This is a genomic window from Streptomyces sp. LMG1-1-1.1, assembly GCF_040815545.1.
Taxonomy (GTDB): Bacteria; Actinomycetota; Actinomycetes; order Streptomycetales; family Streptomycetaceae; genus Streptomyces.
In genome coordinates this window covers 137870-154654 of record NZ_JBFPNH010000018.1, presented here as the reverse complement: position 1 = coordinate 154654, position 16785 = coordinate 137870, and the positions used below count along the sequence as shown (strand labels likewise).

The 16785-nt window shown below is 71.4% G+C and carries 17 protein-coding genes; 6 read left to right on the top strand and 11 right to left on the bottom strand.

From position 1 onward, the window contains the following. The 3 genes from MRBLMG1_RS09410 to MRBLMG1_RS09400 all read right to left on the bottom strand — a co-directional run. Window positions 1–203 (bottom strand): hypothetical protein (locus MRBLMG1_RS09410; protein WP_367822626.1); only part of this gene is annotated, 203 nt, incomplete at its 3' end. A 311-nt stretch (window positions 204–514) separates the two neighbouring features. Next, window positions 515–1180: a cytidylyl-2-hydroxypropylphosphonate hydrolase gene (gene fomD, locus MRBLMG1_RS09405; RefSeq protein ID WP_367822624.1), complete on the bottom strand. Its 666-nt coding sequence runs from the start codon at window positions 1178–1180 to the stop codon at window positions 515–517. Between the two features lie 210 nt (window positions 1181–1390). Continuing rightward, complete coding sequence (locus MRBLMG1_RS09400; protein WP_367822622.1) at window positions 1391–2791, bottom strand: class II fumarate hydratase; 1401 nt, start codon at window positions 2789–2791, stop codon at window positions 1391–1393. Window positions 2792–2931: 140 nt separating this feature from the next. Here MRBLMG1_RS09400 and MRBLMG1_RS09395 point away from each other — a divergent pair, with 140 nt between their 5' ends. Then, window positions 2932–4461 (top strand): ricin-type beta-trefoil lectin domain protein, encoded by a 1530-nt coding sequence (locus MRBLMG1_RS09395; RefSeq protein WP_367822620.1) that lies wholly within the window; start codon window positions 2932–2934, stop codon window positions 4459–4461. Between the two features lie 123 nt (window positions 4462–4584). On the opposite strand, the gene MRBLMG1_RS09390 is transcribed toward MRBLMG1_RS09395, so the two are convergent. Further along, a complete protein-coding gene (locus MRBLMG1_RS09390) occupies window positions 4585–5226 on the bottom strand; it encodes a lipoprotein (protein ID WP_367822618.1) in 642 nt (213 codons plus the stop codon). A gap of 118 nt (window positions 5227–5344) precedes the next feature. On the opposite strand from MRBLMG1_RS09390, the gene MRBLMG1_RS09385 reads away from it, so the two are divergent. Beyond that, window positions 5345–5848, top strand: coding sequence for a dirigent protein (locus tag MRBLMG1_RS09385; protein ID WP_367822616.1), 504 nt, complete (start codon window positions 5345–5347; stop codon window positions 5846–5848). Between the two features lie 24 nt (window positions 5849–5872). On the opposite strand, the gene MRBLMG1_RS09380 is transcribed toward MRBLMG1_RS09385, so the two are convergent. Continuing rightward, window positions 5873–6496 carry an HAD family acid phosphatase gene (locus MRBLMG1_RS09380; RefSeq protein WP_367822614.1) on the bottom strand — a complete coding sequence of 208 codons (624 nt, stop codon included), beginning with the start codon at window positions 6494–6496 and terminating at the stop codon, window positions 5873–5875. A gap of 191 nt (window positions 6497–6687) precedes the next feature. Then, window positions 6688–8358, bottom strand: a complete 1671-nt coding sequence (locus MRBLMG1_RS09375) for a fumarate hydratase (protein ID WP_367822612.1) — start codon at window positions 8356–8358, stop codon at window positions 6688–6690. 197 nt (window positions 8359–8555) lie between these two features. On the opposite strand from MRBLMG1_RS09375, the gene MRBLMG1_RS09370 reads away from it, so the two are divergent. Both MRBLMG1_RS09370 and MRBLMG1_RS09365 read left to right on the top strand, forming a co-directional pair. Then, entirely contained in the window at window positions 8556–9275 is a 720-nt protein-coding gene (locus MRBLMG1_RS09370; RefSeq protein ID WP_367822610.1) for a DUF1707 SHOCT-like domain-containing protein, read from the top strand. A 161-nt stretch (window positions 9276–9436) separates the two neighbouring features. Continuing rightward, a complete protein-coding gene (locus tag MRBLMG1_RS09365; RefSeq protein ID WP_367822608.1) occupies window positions 9437–9811 on the top strand; it encodes a WhiB family transcriptional regulator in 375 nt (124 codons plus the stop codon). A gap of 204 nt (window positions 9812–10015) precedes the next feature. Here MRBLMG1_RS09365 and glpX read toward each other — a convergent pair whose 3' ends face one another. Continuing rightward, window positions 10016–11050 (bottom strand): class II fructose-bisphosphatase, encoded by a 1035-nt coding sequence (glpX, locus tag MRBLMG1_RS09360; RefSeq protein ID WP_367822607.1) that lies wholly within the window; start codon window positions 11048–11050, stop codon window positions 10016–10018. A 117-nt stretch (window positions 11051–11167) separates the two neighbouring features. Between glpX and MRBLMG1_RS09355 the strand changes: the two genes are divergently transcribed. Beyond that, window positions 11168–11701, top strand: coding sequence for a DUF4245 domain-containing protein (locus MRBLMG1_RS09355; RefSeq protein WP_367822605.1), 534 nt, complete (start codon window positions 11168–11170; stop codon window positions 11699–11701). 85 nt (window positions 11702–11786) lie between these two features. Here MRBLMG1_RS09355 and MRBLMG1_RS09350 read toward each other — a convergent pair whose 3' ends face one another. From MRBLMG1_RS09350 to MRBLMG1_RS09335, 4 genes are all read right to left on the bottom strand, one after another. Beyond that, complete coding sequence (locus MRBLMG1_RS09350) at window positions 11787–12377, bottom strand: malonic semialdehyde reductase (protein ID WP_367822603.1); 591 nt, start codon at window positions 12375–12377, stop codon at window positions 11787–11789. Between the two features lie 292 nt (window positions 12378–12669). After that, the gene (locus MRBLMG1_RS09345; RefSeq protein WP_367822601.1) at window positions 12670–12930 is read right to left on the bottom strand and encodes an exodeoxyribonuclease VII small subunit; all 261 of its coding nucleotides are present in this window, start codon (window positions 12928–12930) and stop codon (window positions 12670–12672) included. A 138-nt stretch (window positions 12931–13068) separates the two neighbouring features. Next, window positions 13069–14289 carry an exodeoxyribonuclease VII large subunit gene (gene xseA, locus MRBLMG1_RS09340; protein ID WP_367822599.1) on the bottom strand — a complete coding sequence of 407 codons (1221 nt, stop codon included), beginning with the start codon at window positions 14287–14289 and terminating at the stop codon, window positions 13069–13071. Between the two features lie 54 nt (window positions 14290–14343). Further along, a complete protein-coding gene (locus MRBLMG1_RS09335; RefSeq protein WP_367822597.1) occupies window positions 14344–15705 on the bottom strand; it encodes an APC family permease in 1362 nt (453 codons plus the stop codon). A 54-nt stretch (window positions 15706–15759) separates the two neighbouring features. On the opposite strand from MRBLMG1_RS09335, the gene MRBLMG1_RS09330 reads away from it, so the two are divergent. Then, window positions 15760–16779 carry a 4-hydroxy-3-methylbut-2-enyl diphosphate reductase gene (locus MRBLMG1_RS09330; RefSeq protein WP_367822595.1) on the top strand — a complete coding sequence of 340 codons (1020 nt, stop codon included), beginning with the start codon at window positions 15760–15762 and terminating at the stop codon, window positions 16777–16779. The last annotated feature ends 6 nt before the right edge of the window (window positions 16780–16785 follow it).

Here is a 16785-nt window from a genome sequence, read left to right as displayed (position 1 = left end):
GTCGCGGCCTGGCCGGGCGTCGCCGTCCGGCCGGGCGCCGCCGGTGTGTCCGTACCGGGGGCCGTCCGGCCCGCCGGTCCGCCCGGCTGTGCGGGCACGTCGGAGGGCAGGCCGGCCGCCGCCTCCTGGCGAGGGCGCGCGCGTTCCTGCGGCCGGGCAGCCAGGGGCTGCCGGCCTTCGTGGGAGGTGGGATGCTCCGTCACGCGTGGGGTTCCGTCCGTCCGGGCCGGTGGTGCGATGCACTCGCTCTTCTCGCCGATGCCGCGCCTTCGGCGGGGGTAAACCCCTCGTATGCAGCGGATGTGGACGCTCCGCGAGTCGCGGCAGCGGCAGGGGCCGGAACACCCGGGCACACGTCCGGCACTGTTCTCCCCCTCGTGGATGACTTGTGGTCAGGTCCTGCGCCGTACTGAGTCGTTGACGTGCTGTTCGGTCGGTGCGACGGGCTGTTCGATGCGCTTGTGCCGTGCGGAGGACGATCCTACGTTTGAACCCCGGGGGCGCATCAAGGGTCTCACGGCGCCGTGTGCGCCGGAGTGCGGTCCCAGTCGGCCGGCAGCTCCGGAACCTTCCACTCCGGATCGGGCCGCCAGTCCTCCCAGCCGTCCGCGAACGGCGCGCCCCACTCGCGGATCCGCTCCACCGCCCGCTGCCCGGCGGCCCTTACCCGTGCCGCCTGCTCGGGACCCATCAGGCCGGACCGCTGGGCCTGCGCGAACTCGTCCTCGTCCCGCCACAGCCAGCTGCGGTCGGGATAGACGGAGATGTCGAGGAAGTGGTCCTCGGAGTCGAAGCCGCCGGACCAACGGACCCGCGGCTCCTCCAGGTTCACGTACCAGCTGCGGAAGCGCCAGCCCCGCTCCCAGAACAGCCACACCGACCACGGCTCGCCGGGCCGCGCCAGCTTCAGCACCCCGCTGCCGAACCAGCGCGCGCGTTCCGTGGTGCGCGGCGCCGTGTAGCGGGTGGCGAGCGGCTCCTCGTGCACCGCGGTGCCGTCGGCGAGCACGGGGCGTACGCATTCGGTGCCGGGCGCCATCCAGACCGCGAGCAGCTCGGGCGTGTCCTGGACGACGGTCACCGGCCGGCAGATGTGCACCTCGCCGGTGCCGTTGCCGCGGTAGCGCCAGAGGATGTGATCCCCCGGCGCCCAGTGCTGAGAGCCGCCCGATCCTGTCATGCGCAGATCTTAGGGGCGCGCTCCCACGACCGCTGCGGTACGGGTCACGGATGAGTCAGCCGCCCGCCGGCCGGTCGCGGGCGGGCCGGCGGGGGTGCGGGCGGCTCGGCGGGGGTGTCGGGGGCTCCGGGCCACGGGCGGGGGGTCGGCGGGGGTGTCGCGGGCTCCGGGCCACGGGCGGGGGGCCCGCGGGGTGCCGGAGCGCTCCGGCTACGGGCGCGTCATCCGCAGCACGTCGAGCGCCTCGTCCAGCTGCTCGACCGTGAGGTCGCCCCGCTCGACGTAGCCGGACTCGATGACGACCTCGCGGATGGTCTTCCGCTCGGCGAGGGACTTCTTGGCGACCTTGGCGGCCTCCTCGTACCCGATGTACTTGTTCAGCGGGGTGACCACGGACGGCGAGGACTCGGCGTACTCGCGGGCGCGCTCGGCGTTGGCGGTGATGCCGTCGACCGTGCGGTCGGCGAGCAGCCGGGAGGCGTTGGCGAGCAGCCGTACGGACTCCAGGAGGTTCTTGGCCATGACCGGAAGCATCACGTTGAGCTCGAAGTTCCCGGCGGCGCCTGCCACCGCGACCGTGGTGTCGTTTCCGGTCACCTGCGCGGCGACCATGAGGACCGCCTCGGGGATCACCGGGTTCACCTTGCCCGGCATGATCGACGAACCGGGCTGGAGGTCGGGGAGGTTGATCTCGGCGAGGCCGGTGCGCGGGCCGCTGGCCATCCAGCGCAGATCGTTGGCGATCTTGGTGAGGGAGACGGCGAGGGTCCGGAGCTGCCCGGACGTCTCGACCAGGCCGTCCCGGGCGCCCTGCGCCTCGAAGTGGTCGCGGGCCTCGGTCAGCGGCAGGCCGGTCGCGCGGGCGACCTCCGCGATGACGGCGGCCGAGAAACCGGCCGGGGTGTTGATGCCGGTGCCGACCGCCGTGCCGCCGAGGGGGAGTTCGGCGAGCCGGGGGAGCGCGGTGCGCAGTCGCTCGGCGCCGTACCTGACCTGGGCCGCGTACCCGCCGAACTCCTGGCCGAGGGTGACCGGGGTGGCGTCCATCAGGTGGGTGCGGCCGGACTTCACCACCGTCGCGAATTCGGCCGATTTTCGCTCCAGGGCGGCGGCCAGATGGTCGAGGGCGGGGATCAGGTCGTGGGTGACGGCGGCGGTGGCCGCGATGTGGATGGAGGACGGGAAGACGTCGTTGGACGACTGCGAGGCGTTGACGTGGTCGTTGGGGTGGACCTCGCGGCCCTCGGGGAGCCGCTCGGTGGCGAGGGTGGCGATGACCTCGTTGGCGTTCATGTTGGAGGAGGTGCCCGAGCCGGTCTGGAAGACGTCCACGGGGAAGTGCTCGTCCCAGCGGCCTTCGGCGACCTCGTCGGCGGCCGAGGCGATGGCCTCGGCGCGGTCCCCGTCGATGACGCCGAGCGCGGCGTTCACCTTGGCCGCGGCGGCCTTGATCCGGGCCAGGGCCTCGATGTGGGTGCGCTCCAGCCGCTGGCCCGAGATCGGGAAGTTCTCCACCGCCCGCTGGGTCTGGGCCCGCCACTTGGCGTGGGCGGGGACGCGTACCTCGCCCATGGAGTCGTGCTCGATCCGGTAGTCCTCGGCGTCCTTCATTTTCCCAACCTCCTGGCTGTGCTCTGCGGGGGGCGACTCCCAACCCCCCGAAAAAGATGAGCACTTGTCTTGTTCGATCTATTCCCAAGGCGCGTACCGGCCAGTAAAAACCGTGGGTAACCCCACTTCCAGGAGGCGCAATGAAGCGCACCAGGTACAGACTCCGCTGGCCCGTCGCCGCCGTCGCCGCCGCCGCGGCGGCCCTCGGCAGCATGACCGCCGCGGCCCCCGCCGGCGCGGCCGACACGAGCACCACGGTCGGAATCACCTCCACGCCGCTCTCCCCCGAGCTGGAGGCGATCCGTGCCGCCGAGGCCACCCGGATCTACGGCGACCCGGCCGAGCGCCCGCTCGCCGAGCGCCGGACCGGCCTGATCTCGCTCGGCGACAGCGAGATCTCCGGCGAGGGCGTCGGCACCTACGAATCCCCCACCAACGGCCCCACCAACTGGTGCCACCGCTCGCCCGACGCCGCCATCCACCGCACCGGGATCCCCGCGGACCTCACCTTCAACGTGGCCTGTTCCGGCGCGTACACCGGCAACATCCGGATCGGCGGCTCCAAGCAGTACGCCGACGAGCTGGTCCAGAGCGACAACCTCGCGATCAAGGCCCGCAACACCCGGATCAAGATGGTCCTGCTCGTCGCCGGAGCCAACGACGACCTGCAGTTCGGGCCGGTCATGACCGACTGCGTCCAGCGCTACGTGCTCAGCCAGGGCACCTGCGAGCCCAAGTACGCCCCCGGCTGGCAGGCCCGCGTGGACGCGCTCGTCCCCAAGGTCGAGCAGACCGTGCGCGACCTGAAGACCGTCATGCGCGACGCCGGATACGCCGACGGCGACTACAAGCTCGTCGTCATGGGCTACCCCAGCCCGATCGGCCCCGACTTCAACGACAACCCGAACTTCCCCGGCAAGCTGATCTGCGGCGGCATGGGCTACGACTCCGACACCAAGTGGGGCCGCAACACCGCCGTCCCGGCCTTCGAGCGCGGCATGCGCAAGGCCGCCGCCTCCACCGGGGCCGTCTTCCTCGACAACTCGCGGCTCTTCCACGGCCACGAGGTCTGCATGGAGGACACCTGGGCCCGGGGCCTCTACATCGACCTCTCCAAGCCCGGCGGCATCGACGAGAACTCCGTCCGGCAGTCCTTCCACCCGAACAAGAGCGGCCACGCCGCCTTCGCGTCCTGCCTGACGCAGATCTACAACTCCGGTCAGCGCGAGGCGAGCTGCGCCGACGTCAACTCCTCGGGCACTCCCACGCTCTTCCCGGTCGCCTGGGACGACGCCTACCGGCCGCTCACGAACCAGGCGACCGGCAACTGCCTGGACGTCAACGCGTCCGAGTCCGCCAACGGGACCGCCGTCCTCGGCTGGGACTGCCACGGCGGCCGCAACCAGGGCTGGTGGTACGACTCCGCCCGGCAGACCCTCCACACCCAGCTCACCCAGGACCGCTGCCTGGACGTGCCGGGCGCCGCCTACCAGGCCGGCAAGGCGCTCATCGTCTGGAACTGCAGCGGCGCCGCCAACCAGAGGTTCGTCCGCGACGGCGCCACCGTCCGCCCCGCCGCCGCGACCGGCCTCTGCCTCACCCAGGGCGCGGCGAAGGAGCCGGTCAGGCTCCAGAGCTGCAACGGCTCCGCGAACCAGCGGTTCGTCTAGGGCCCCGGAGCGGCCGTGGCCCCCGTCCGGTGCGGGGCGGGGGCCACGGTCCCGTGCGAAGCGCTCGGGCGCTTCACGCACCCACGGGATCCACGGGATCCGGGGAATCCGGGGCGGGAGCGGTCAGAGCGCCTTCAGGGTGGACTTCGCCAGCTCGTACGCCGGGATCATCGCCCGGTGCTCGTCGGTGTCGAGCCCGCCGAGGTGGACGATGACGACCCCCTTCGGGGTGGAGACGGCGAAGGCCCGCTCCTCCTTCGACTCCTCCATCAGCTCGTTCGACACGGTGTACGTCACCTCGGTGGCCGGCAGCGAACCCGCCCCGGTCTCCCGGTAGGCGACCTTCGAGGTCTTCCGCTCGGCCTTCACGAAGCCTTCGAGCGCGGCCCGCGCGGGGCCCTTGCCCGCCGTCCAGATCCGGAGGTAGCCCACGTGCCCGGCCCCCTTGGCGTCCACCTCGCAGCGGACGACCGCGGGACCCTGCCGCGTCAGCGCCGCGAACTCGGGGTTCTCCGGATCGTCGATGGCCTCCGGCTCCCACCGCTCCGCCAGCGCGAACGCGACGGGCAGCGCGCAGGCCGTCCCCGGCCCGCCCAGGGTGGCGGCGGCCTTCGGGACCCCGGCCTCCGGGGCCCCGGCCTTCGGCGCGGCGGTGCCCGCCGGGGCCACGGGCGCCGGAGTCGTACCGCAGCCGGTCAGCAGCAGCCCGGCCGCCGCAAGGGCGACGGGGACCGCCGCGCGTATCGGAAGTGCTCTCTCTCGCATGCCGCCATGATCGCCGACCCGGGGCGCGGGGATTCGCCCGGACGGGCGAACGCACGGCGACCGTCGGACAATGTGAAGCATGCCGAGGGGGGACCCCCATCCCGCTGGGAGGCAGGACATGACCCGCACCTTCAGGAGGATCGGCGCGCTCGGCGCCTGTACGGTCGCTGCCGTCGCGTTCGGCGCCGCCGCCGCTCCGGTCCACGCCGACAACGGCGACGGGTTCGAGTTCACGCTCTACGCCAAGGAGGTCCCCGGCGAGGGAACCGACGAGAGCGGCCCGCCGCCCAAGGTCGGCGACACCTTCACCGTCGCCGACGACCTGTACAAGACCAAGGGCGGCGACAAGGTCGGCCGCGACGGAGTCATCTGCGCCGTCGTACGCGTCCAGGGCGACCAGGCCGACGTGAACTGCGTCGGCACCTTCGTCCTGAACGGCGGACCGGGCGGACAGCTCACCGCCCAGGCCCTCGTCACCTTCGACACCTCGGCCGAGGCGCCCGCCGCCTACGACGTCGCCATCACCGGCGGAACCGGTGACTTCAAGAACGCCCGCGGCTACGTGCGGAGCACCCCGAGCGGCGACTACGAACAGATGGATTTCCACATCAACGTCCGCTAGTGCCGTGCCTCGCGGAGGCGTCCGTCAGGACAGCTTGCCGCCGTAGTCCGGGAGCTTGAAGGCGCGCTCGGCGTGGCCGCCGACGAGGTCGGTGGTGTTGTTGCCGATGTTCGCGATGATCTTGTAGCCCTTCGCCTCGATCTCCGCGCGCTTCGCGGTCTTGTACGAGCCGACCTCCGCGAACAGGTCGGGCAGGTTCCGCACGTACAGGCCGTCGACCGGGTACCCCGACTTCCTCAGGTTCCAGTCGGTCAGCGACTGGATGATACCGGGCCGTGCGGTCACGAAGAAGACCGCCACCCCGCGCGCGTGGGCCTCCGTGACGAGGGAGCGCACGTCCGCGATGGCCGGGGTCGGCAGCTCCCAGAACGGGTGGAAGTCCGTCTCCAGGGAGCTGTTGTCGATGTCGAGGACGATGGCCTGCTTCTCCCGGCCGGCGTCCTCGGAGCGCTTCTCGATGTACGGGCGGGCCTCGGCGACGACGGCCGCCACATCGCGGCGCCAGGTCCCGTAGTCGACGTCCGCGAGGGCCGCGGCCGACGTCACGTGGGTGTCGGGGTCGGCCGCCGAGGCCGCGGGCGCGGGCCCGACCACGAGGACGGCTGCCAGGCCGAGGGTGGCGGCGGCGGTGGCTTTGGCGGAGGGCATGGGGGGCTCCCGAGGGTCGACCGGCTCAGTGGTTGACATGCTCGCGACCCATACTGACCAGTAGGCGACGGGAGGGCTACCGGTCGGTAGCCACTTTCTGAGCGGAGATCGACGCCGGACGGGCGCGGGGGCCGAGACGCCGAAGCCCCCGTCTCCCGGGGGGACGAGGGCTTCGCGCGGGCGTCGGGGGATCAGCCGAGGCCGGGACCCCGCACCGGGATGTGCGTGAACGTCGGCTCGGGCGCCGGGTTCTGGAAGAAGTCGTTGCCCTTGTCGTCCACGACGATGAACGCCGGGAAGTCCTCGACCTCGATCTTCCAGACCGCCTCCATGCCGAGCTCCTCGTACTCGACGACCTCGACCTTCTTGATGCAGTCCTGCGCGAGGCGGGCCGCGGGGCCGCCGATCGAGCCCAGGTAGAAGCCGCCGTGCGCGCCGCACGCGGCGGTGACCTGACCGGAACGGTTGCCCTTGGCCAGCATCACCTTCGAGCCGCCCGCGGCCTGGAACTGCTCCACGTACGAGTCCATGCGGCCGGCCGTCGTCGGACCGAAGGAACCGGAGGCGTACCCCTCGGGGGTCTTCGCGGGACCCGCGTAGTAGACCGGGTGGTCCTTCAGGTACTGCGGCATCTCCTCGCCCGCGTCCAGACGCTCCTTGATCTTGGCGTGCGCGATGTCGCGCGCCACGACCAGCGGACCGTTGAGGGACAGCCGGGTCTTGACCGGGTACTTCGTCAGCTCGGCGAGGATGTCGTCCATCGGCTGGTTCAGGTCGATGGTGACGACGTCGGCCTCCTCCGACAGGTGCTCGTCGGTGGTGTCCGGCAGGAAGCGCGCCGGGTCGGTCTCCAGCTGCTCCAGGAAGACGCCCTCGGCGGTGATCTTCGCGACGGCCTGGCGGTCGGCCGAGCAGGACACGGCGATGGCGACGGGCAGCGACGCGCCGTGGCGGGGGAGGCGGACGACACGGACGTCGTGGCAGAAGTACTTGCCGCCGAACTGCGCGCCGATGCCGATCCTCTGCGTCAGCTCGAAGACCTTCTCCTCCAGCTCCTTGTCGCGGAAGCCGTGGCCGGTCTCGGCCGAGCCCTCGGCGGGCAGCTCGTCCAGGTAGTGCGCGGAGGCGTACTTCGCGGTCTTGAGCGCGAACTCGGCCGACGTGCCGCCGACGACGATCGCCAGGTGGTACGGCGGGCAGGCGGCCGTGCCGAGCGAGCGGATCTTCTCCTCCAGGAACTTCATCATGCTCGCCTCGTTGAGGACGGCCTTCGTCTCCTGGTAGAGGAAGGACTTGTTGGCCGAGCCGCCGCCCTTGGCCATGAAGAGGAACTTGTACGCGCCGCCGTCCGTCGCGTACAGCTCGATCTGCGCCGGCAGGTTCGAGCCGGTGTTCTTCTCCTCCCACATGGTCACCGGCGCCATCTGCGAGTACCGCAGGTTCAGCTTGGTGTACGCGTCGTAGATGCCCTTGGACAGGGCCTCCTCGTCGCGGCCGGAGGTCAGCACGTTCTGGCCGCGCTTGCCCATCACGATCGCGGTGCCCGTGTCCTGGCACATCGGCAGGACGCCCGCGGCGGCGATGTTCGCGTTCTTGAGCAGGTCCAGCGCGACGAACTTGTCGTTCGACGAGGCCTCGGGGTCGTCGATGATCCGCCGCAGCTGCGCCAGGTGGGCCGGGCGCAGGAAGTGCTGGATGTCGTGGATCGCCTCGGCGGCCAGCTGCCGCAGGGCCTCGGGCTCGACCTTGAGGAACGTACGGCCGTCGGCCTCGAAGGTGGAGACACCTTCGGAGGTCACCAGGCGGTAGGGCGTGGTGTCCTCTCCCAGCGGGAGCAGATCGGAGTACGCAAACTCTGGCATGACGGCGGCCATTCCTCACTCGGCAGACAGCAGCGCCGCCTCCATTGGCCGCGCGCCCTCCAGCGTAGAGCGCGGGCGGCGCGCCGATCCTGTGAGGTAAGGCTCACTTGGGGGTGTACGGGCGCTCGGAGCCTTTCGTCCACAGCTCCGGCCCCGCCCCCTGGTCGCGATCTATCGCGTTTCGCTAGGCTGGCACCGTGGACCTCGAAAAGCAGCCCGAACCCGAGAAGCAGCCGCAGCCGCAGCGGTCGGCCGACCCCGCCGAGACCGCCCCCGCGGAGGCCGCCTTCGCCGACCCGCAGGGCGCGTTGCGGGCCTCGGACGCGGACCGGGACCGGATCGCGGACATCCTCAGGGACGCCCTGGCCGAGGGACGGCTCGACCCCGAGGAGCACTCGGACCGGATCGACGCGGTCTACCGGGCCAAGACCGTCGGGGAGCTGGAGCCGATCGTCCGCGACCTGCCGTCCGCCCGGACGCGCACGGAGCCCGAGCCGGCCTACGCATGGGCAGCCGACGACTCCGAGGGCCCCGCCGACAACCTCATCGCGATCTTCTCCAGCACCACCCGCAGGGGGCGCTGGCGGGTGAGCCGCCGGACGAACGCCTTCGCGCTCTTCGGGAACATCGAGGTCGACCTCACCGAGGCGATCTTCGCCCAGCGGCTCACCACCATCAACGCCACCTCGATCTTCGGCAACGTCGAGGTCCGCGTCCCGGAGAACATCAGCCTGCGCGGCAGCGGCAGCGGCGTCTTCGGCAACTTCGAGGTCGTGACCCTGGAAGGCGTGGACCCGCAGGCCCCCGTCGTCGTCATCAACGGCTACTCGGTCTTCGGGAACGTCGAGGCCAGACCCAAGCGCGGCAAGTGGATCACCGACCTCCAGGACAAGCTGCGCAAACACCTCGGCCACTGACGCCGGGCCCGACGGACGGCGCGACATCCGCGCGATGACCGGAATCCGCCCACGGCTCTCCGCAGTGCGGAACGGCGCGGCACGCAGTGCATAGGCACGCGCACAGCGGGTAGGGCTGGTGCATCGCCGCTCGCTCGCGAAGCCGTCGTCAGGAGTAGACCGTGCTGCACTTGCCGCATCAGCCCCTCCAGGTCGCCGCCGTCCCCCCTCAGCGCACCACGCCCACCCGGGAGGACGAGGCAGGCCCTTGGCACGCGGAGGCGGTGTGCCGCCGGGACGAAGCCGGGCTGTTCTTCGCTCCGTCGAAGGAGCCGACCGCCGCACGGCTGGCCCGCGAGGAGGCGGCCAAGCGCGTCTGCGCACGGTGTCCCGTCATGGTCGAGTGCCGCGAGCACGCGCTGCTCCAGCCCGAGCCGTACGGGGTGTGGGGCGGGCTCACCGCGGCGGAGCGCCGTGTCGTCCTGGCCCGGCGCCGGCGGCGCGAGGTGGAGCTGCGGAAGGCCTCCGCGACCGAGCCGATCGCCCAGGCCGGCTGACGGGAACCGCGGACGCGTCTCCGCGGGCCCGTACGGGAAGGGGCGCCCCCACCGCACATGGGGGCGCCCCTCTTCGTACCGTCGTCGCGCGCGTCCGCCGCGCCCCACGCGTCACGTCATGTGTCGCGTCGCGCGTCGCGTCGGCGCCCCCTCGGGCGTTGCCTGGCGTCGCTTCGCGCGTGACGTCGCGCGTTGCTTCGTGCGCTACTTCGCGCGGTCGAAGTCGATCTTGCTGTACGCGCGCAGCTTCGAGAGCCGGTGCGTGGAGTCGATCTGGCGGATCGTGCCGGACTTCGAGCGCATGACCAGCGACTGCGTGGTCGCCGTCTCGGCGCGGTAGCGCACCCCGCGGAGCAGCTCGCCGTCGGTGATGCCGGTCGCGACGAAGAAGACGTTGTCGCCGCGGACCAGGTCGTCGGTGGAGAGCACCCGGTCGAGGTCGTGGCCCGCGTCGAGGGCCTTCTGCCGCTCGGCGTCGTCCTTCGGCCAGAGCTTGCCCTGGATGACACCGCCGAGGCACTTGATGGCGCAGGCGGAGATGATGCCCTCGGGCGTGCCGCCGATGCCCATGAGCATGTCGACGCCGGTGCCCTCGCGGACGGCCATGATCGAACCGGCGACGTCGCCGTCCGAGATGAACTTGATCCGGGCCCCGGTCTCGCGGATCTCCTTGACGATGCCCTCGTGGCGGGGGCGGTCCAGGATGACGACCGTGATGTCCTCGGGCGAGGAGTTCTTCGCCTTGGCGACCCGGCGGATGTTGACCGAGACGGGGGCGTTGATGTCGACGAAGTCGGCGGCCTCGGGGCCGGTGACCAGCTTGTCCATGTAGAAGACCGCGGACGGGTCGAACATGGCGCCGCGGTCGGCGGCGGCCAGGACGGCGATGGCGTTCGGCATGCCCTTGGCGTTGAGCGTGGTGCCGTCGATCGGGTCCACGGCGATGTCGACCTCGGCGCCGGTGCCGTCGCCGACCCGCTCGCCGTTGAAGAGCATGGGGGCCTCGTCCTTCTCCCCCTCGCCGATGACGACGACGCCGTCCATCGAGACGGTGGAGATCAGGGTCCGCATGGCGTTGACCGCTGCGCCGTCCGCGCCGATCTTGTCGCCGCGGCCGACCCAGCGGCCGGCGGCCATGGCGGCGGCCTCGGTGACCCGGACCAGCTCAAGGGCCAGGTTGCGGTCGGGAGCCTCGGGAGAGACGACAAGCTCGGGCGGCAGATGATGCTGCTCGGTCATCGGAACGCACCTTTCTGTACGGCGACGGCCGGAAATAAGAGGGTGCTGCGACTCTATCGGTACGTCGACAAAATGAGCAGAGGGGCCCACGTATGAGCACGAGACCGTGATGCGACCATGGGGGGCGTGGCAGGTATGCGAGGCAGGCAGACGGTACGCGGGATGTTCCAGTCCCTCGGGGTGATCTTGGTCGCCGCGGGCGTGATGTATCTCTTCATTCCGCATGACGAGGAATCCGAACCGGTCAAGGCGAAGGACTACCGGGTCGAGCTCCTCACGGCCCAGCGGGCGGCGCCCTATCCGGTGCTGGCCCCCGAGGGTCTCGACGACGGCTGGAAGGCGACGGTCGTCTCGTACAAGCGCGAGAACGCCAACGCGTGGCAGCTCGGCTTCCTCTCCCCGGACACGCAGTACGTGGCGGTCCACCAGTCGACGGCGGCGGCGAACACCTACGTGCCGGACGTCACCCAGCGGGCCAAGAACACCGGACGCACCGAGACGGTCGCCGGCCAGGTCTGGCAGCGCTGGGAGGGCCCGAAGTACGACGCGCTCGTCCGCACCGACGGCGGCGCGACGACCGTGGTCACCGGCACCGCCTCCTTCGAGCGGCTGGCCGAGATGGCCGGCGCGCTCCGCTCGAACAAGGTCTGACCTCACCCCCGACGCACGGGAAAGGCCCCGCACTCGTCGAGTGCGGAGCCTTCGGCCTGCCTGCGGCCCACTGTCGCGTGGTCGCTCAGACGGTGGTGATGACCTCGTCGAAGGAGAGGCGCGGGGAGCGCGGGAACCAGGCGTCCTCGCCCGGCTTGCCGATGTTGACGACCATCAGCGGGGTGTGGTCGTCGTCCAGGAACTCCTTCTGGACGCCGGCGAAGTCCAGGCCGGTCATCGGGCCGGCGGCCAGGCCGGCGGCGCGGACGCCCACGATGAAGTACGCGGCCTGCAGGGCGGCGTTCAGCGCGGCCGAGCCCTCGCGGACCGGGCGCTCGGCGAAGAACATGTCCTTGGCCTGCGGGAAGTGCGGGAGCAGGGCCGGGAGCTCCTCGTGGAACTCGTTGTCGGCCGACAGGATCGCGACGAGCGGGGCCGTGGCGGTCTTGGCCTGGTTGCCCTCGGCCATGTGCTTGACCAGGCGCTCGCGGGCCTCGGGGGAGCGGACCAGCGTGATGCGCAGCGGGGACTGGTTGAAGGCGGTCGGGCCGAACTTCACCAGCTCGTAGATCGCCTGGACCTGCTCGTCGGTCACCGGCTCGTCGGTGAACGTGTTGGCGGTGCGGGCCTCACGGAAGAGGAGGTCCTGGGCGGCGGGGTCAAGGGCGAGAGACATGCTGCGTACCTTCCGGACTGCAAGGGGACTCGCTCGTACAACGTTCAAGCGATGTCTCGACAGTACGCCCAAGATTGGTGAAAGTTCAACTAATCCATCCGGATAGTGATCCGGTTCACTTCGCCGAGTCTACGGCAGATCCGCCGCCGAACCACGCCGAAGCCCGAAACCAAGCCCGCGCCGAAGCCCGAAACCAAGCCCGCGCCGAAGCCCGAAACCAAGCCCGCGCAGAAGCCCGAAACCAAGCCCGAGACGAGGCGTGAAACCAAGCCCGAAGCGGGCGCCCGCCGGGCTACTCGTCGTCCCCGGGCCCGTCCCCGTCCCCCGCCTCCGCGGCCTCGGCCGCGCGCTCCGCCGCCAGCGAGGCGTCGAGCCGGGCCCGCGCCCCCTCCAGCCGCCGCCGGCACACCTTGGCCAGCTCCTCGCCGCGCTCCCAGAGCGCCAGGGACTCCTCCAGGGTCGTTCCGCCCGCCTCCAGGCGACGGACGACCTCGATCAGCTCGTCCCGCGCCTGCTCGTACCCGAGCGCCGCCTCTTCCGTACCGGCTGCCATGAACTCCACCCTCCGTGTCCGTTTTCTCCGTGTCCCTGCATCCCTGCATTCCTGTCAGGACGGGTCGTCCCCGCATTCCTGTCAGGACGGGGCCGTCCCCGTATCCCTGTCAGGACGGGCCGTCGTCCCGTATCCCCGTCAGGACGGGTCGGCCGCCACGCGGCGCACCGCGAACTCGCCCTCGGCGACCCGGGCCCGCAGGTCGTCGCCCTCCGCGACCTCCTCGGGGGAGCGGACCACCGTGCCGTCCGCCCGCTGGAGCACCGCGTACCCGCGCTCCATCGTGGCGGCCGGCGACAGCGCCCGGACCCGCGCCCGGGTGTGCGAAAGCTCGGAGTCCGCCCGGTCGAGGAGGTGGCCGAGCACCCGCCGGCTGCGCGCGAGCAACGCGGCGACCTCGTCCTCGCGGACCTCGACCATGCGCTGGGGATGCTCCATGACGGGCCGCGCGAGCGCCTGCGCCAGACCTCGCTCCTCCCGGTCCAGGAGTCCCCGTACGGTCCGCAGCGCGCGGTCCCGCAGGCCGCGCACCCGGTCCAGCTCCTCCCCGACGTCCGGTACGACCTTCTTGGCCGCGTCCGTCGGCGTCGAGGCGCGCAGGTCCGCCACCAGGTCGAGCAGCGGCGAGTCCGGCTCGTGGCCGATCGCGGAGACCACCGGCGTACGGCAGTCGGCCACCGCGCGGACGAGCCGCTCGTCCGAGAACGGCAGCAGGTCCTCGACGCTGCCGCCGCCCCGGGCGACGACGATCACGTCCACCTCGTCGTCCGCGTCGAGCTCCCGCACCGCCTGGATGACCTGCGGGACCGCCTTCACGCCCTGCACCGCGACGTTCCGCACCTCGAAGCTGACGGCCGGCCAGCGCCGCCGCGCGTTCTCCAGGACGTCCCGCTCCGCCGCCGAGGCGCGGCCGCAGACCAGTCCGATCCGGTGCGGCAGGAACGGCAGCGGCTTCTTCCGGTCGAGCGCGAACAGCCCCTCGGACGCCAGGCTCCGCTTCAGCTGCTCCAGGCGGGCGAGCAGCTCGCCGATCCCGACCGGCTTGATCTCCACGGCCCGCAGCGACAGCTGCCCGCGCGGCGCGTACCACTCGGGCTTCGCGTGCAGCACGACCCGGGCGCCCTCCGACACGACGTCCGCGACCGCGTCGAAGACCTTGCGGTAGCAGGTGACCCCGATGGAGATGTCGTGCGAGGGATCCCGCAGCGTCAGGAACACGACCCCGGCGCCGGGCCGCCGCGACAGCTGCGTGATCTGCCCCTCGACCCAGATCGCCCCGAGCCGGTCGATCCACCCCCCGATCAGCCGGGAGACCTCACCGACGGGAAGCGGTGCTTCGGCGGACGTATTCAGACCCATGGACCGAGCGTAACCGCGCGGTACGACAACGTCAGGACCGCGCGGAAGGCCGCGTCACGCGCGCGGGGAGCGTCGGTCCGTGCCCTGGACGGCCAGGACGACGAGCCCGACGCCCAGCCACACCACGCCCACCACCTGGGCGGCGACGGAGGCCTCCACGATCACCGCGACGAGGATCGCCGCGCCGATCACGGGCAGGACGACGTGCTTGAGCACGTGCGGCGGTCCCTCCGCCCGGCGGACGGCGAACCACCCCACCACGCTCGCGTGCAGCAGTACGAACGCCGTCAGCGCACCGACGTCGACCACCGACACGAGGTGGTCGAGGCCGTCGTCCCGCCGGGCCGCCCACACCGCCGCGATCATCGTCACCGTCGCCGCCACGAGCAGCGCCACCCGCGGCACGCCCCCGTCCGTACGGGCGAGCACGTACGGCAGCCGCCGCTCGCGGCCCATCGCGAAGAGCAGCCGTCCGCCGGCCGCCTGGCCGGCGAGCGCCGCGAAGGCCGCGCCGATCGCCTTCGACACGGCCACCAGGTCGTGCAGCCAGCCGCCGACGGACGCGTCCACGGCGTCGTAGAACGCCGAGCCCTGCTTCCCCGGATCGGCCGCGAGCTCCGCCGAGGAGACCGGTTCGAGCAGCGCCACCAGCCAGGACTGGGCGATGAAGAGCACGCCCGCCAGGGCCAGGCAGAACAGCACCGCCCGCGCCACCTTCGCCGAGCCGCCGGTCACCTCCTCCGCGAACGAGGCGATGGCGTCGAAGCCCAGATAGGACAGGACGGCCACCGACACCGCGCCCACGACGGCCGCCAGGGAGAAGCCGCTGTCCCCGGTGAGCGGCGACCACCAGTCGCGCCGCGCCCCGTCCCGTACGAGCACCACCACCGCCGACACGACGAACACCAGCAGGACGACGATCTCCATGGCGAGCACCGCGAAGCCGACCCGCGCCGCCGCCCGTACGCCCCACAGGTTGAGCAGCGTGGTGACGACCACGGCGATCCCGGTCCACACCCACCGGTGGACCTCGGGGACCAGCGCCTCCATCGCGATGCCCGCGAAGAGGTACGCCACGGCCGGGATCAGCAGGTAGTCGAGCATCGCCATCCACCCGGCGACGAATCCCGGCCCTTCCCCGAGGCCCTTCCGGGCGTACGTGAAGACCGAACCGGCCTGCGGCGCGACCCGCACCATCTGCGCGTAGCTGAACGCCGTGAACGCCATGGCGACCGTCGCCACGAGGTACACCAGTGCGACGGCCCCGTCCGACTTGGCGTCGAGCGTGCCGAAGACGCCCACCGGGGCCATCGGCGCGATGAAGAGCAACCCGTAGACGACCAGGTCACGGAACCCGAGGTTCCGTCGAAGACCGGCGTGCTCCCCGTCCCCCGCCACCTGCGTTTCCTCGGCCATGGCGACAGTTTCGGCCACCACGCCGATCAAAGCGCTCACCGACGCGGCCTTACGATGGGACGCATGACTGCAACGCCCGCGACGAACCGCCCGAAGCGTGTCCTGCTCGCCGCACCCCGTGGCTACTGCGCGGGCGTCGACCGTGCCGTGATCGCCGTGGAGAAGGCCCTGGAGCAGTACGGGGCCCCGATCTACGTACGCCACGAGATCGTCCACAACAAGTACGTCGTCCAGACCCTGGAGCGGAAGGGCGCGATCTTCGTCGACCAGGCGACCGAGGTCCCGCCGGGCAACATCGTGATGTTCTCCGCGCACGGCGTCGCCCCGACGGTCCACGAGGAGGCCCGCCAGGGCCGCCTCGCGACCATCGACGCGACCTGCCCGCTGGTCACCAAGGTCCACAAGGAAGCCGTCCGCTTCGCCAACGAGGACTTCGACATCCTCCTCATCGGCCACGAGGGCCACGAGGAGGTCATCGGCACCTCCGGCGAGGCCCCCGACCACATCCAGCTGGTCGACGGCCCCGGCGACGTCGCCAAGATCGAGGTCCGCGACCCCTCCCGGGTCGTCTGGCTCTCGCAGACCACGCTCTCGGTCGACGAGACGATGGAGACGGTCGACGCGCTGAAGGAGAAGTTCCCGCAGCTGATCTCCCCGCCCTCCGACGACATCTGCTACGCCACCCAGAACCGCCAGATCGCCATCAAGGAGCTCGCCGGCCAGGCCGAGCTCGTGATCGTCGTCGGCTCGAAGAACTCCTCGAACTCGATCCGCATGGTCGAGGTCGCCAAGCAGGCCGGCGTCCCCGCCGCGTACCTCGTCGACTTCGCCAGCGAGATCGACGAGGCCTGGCTCGAGGGCGTCACCAGCGTCGGCCTCTCCTCTGGCGCCTCCGTCCCGGACGTCCTCGTCCAGGAGGTCCTGGAGTGGCTCGCCGAGCGCGGCTACGCGGACGTCGAGATCGTCAAGACCGCCGACGAGTCCCTGACCTTCTCGCTGCCCAAGGAGCTCCGCAACAAGGACCTCCGCGCCGAGGCCGAGAAGCTCGCCGCGGCCGCGCCCGTCAAGGAGTAACTCCGC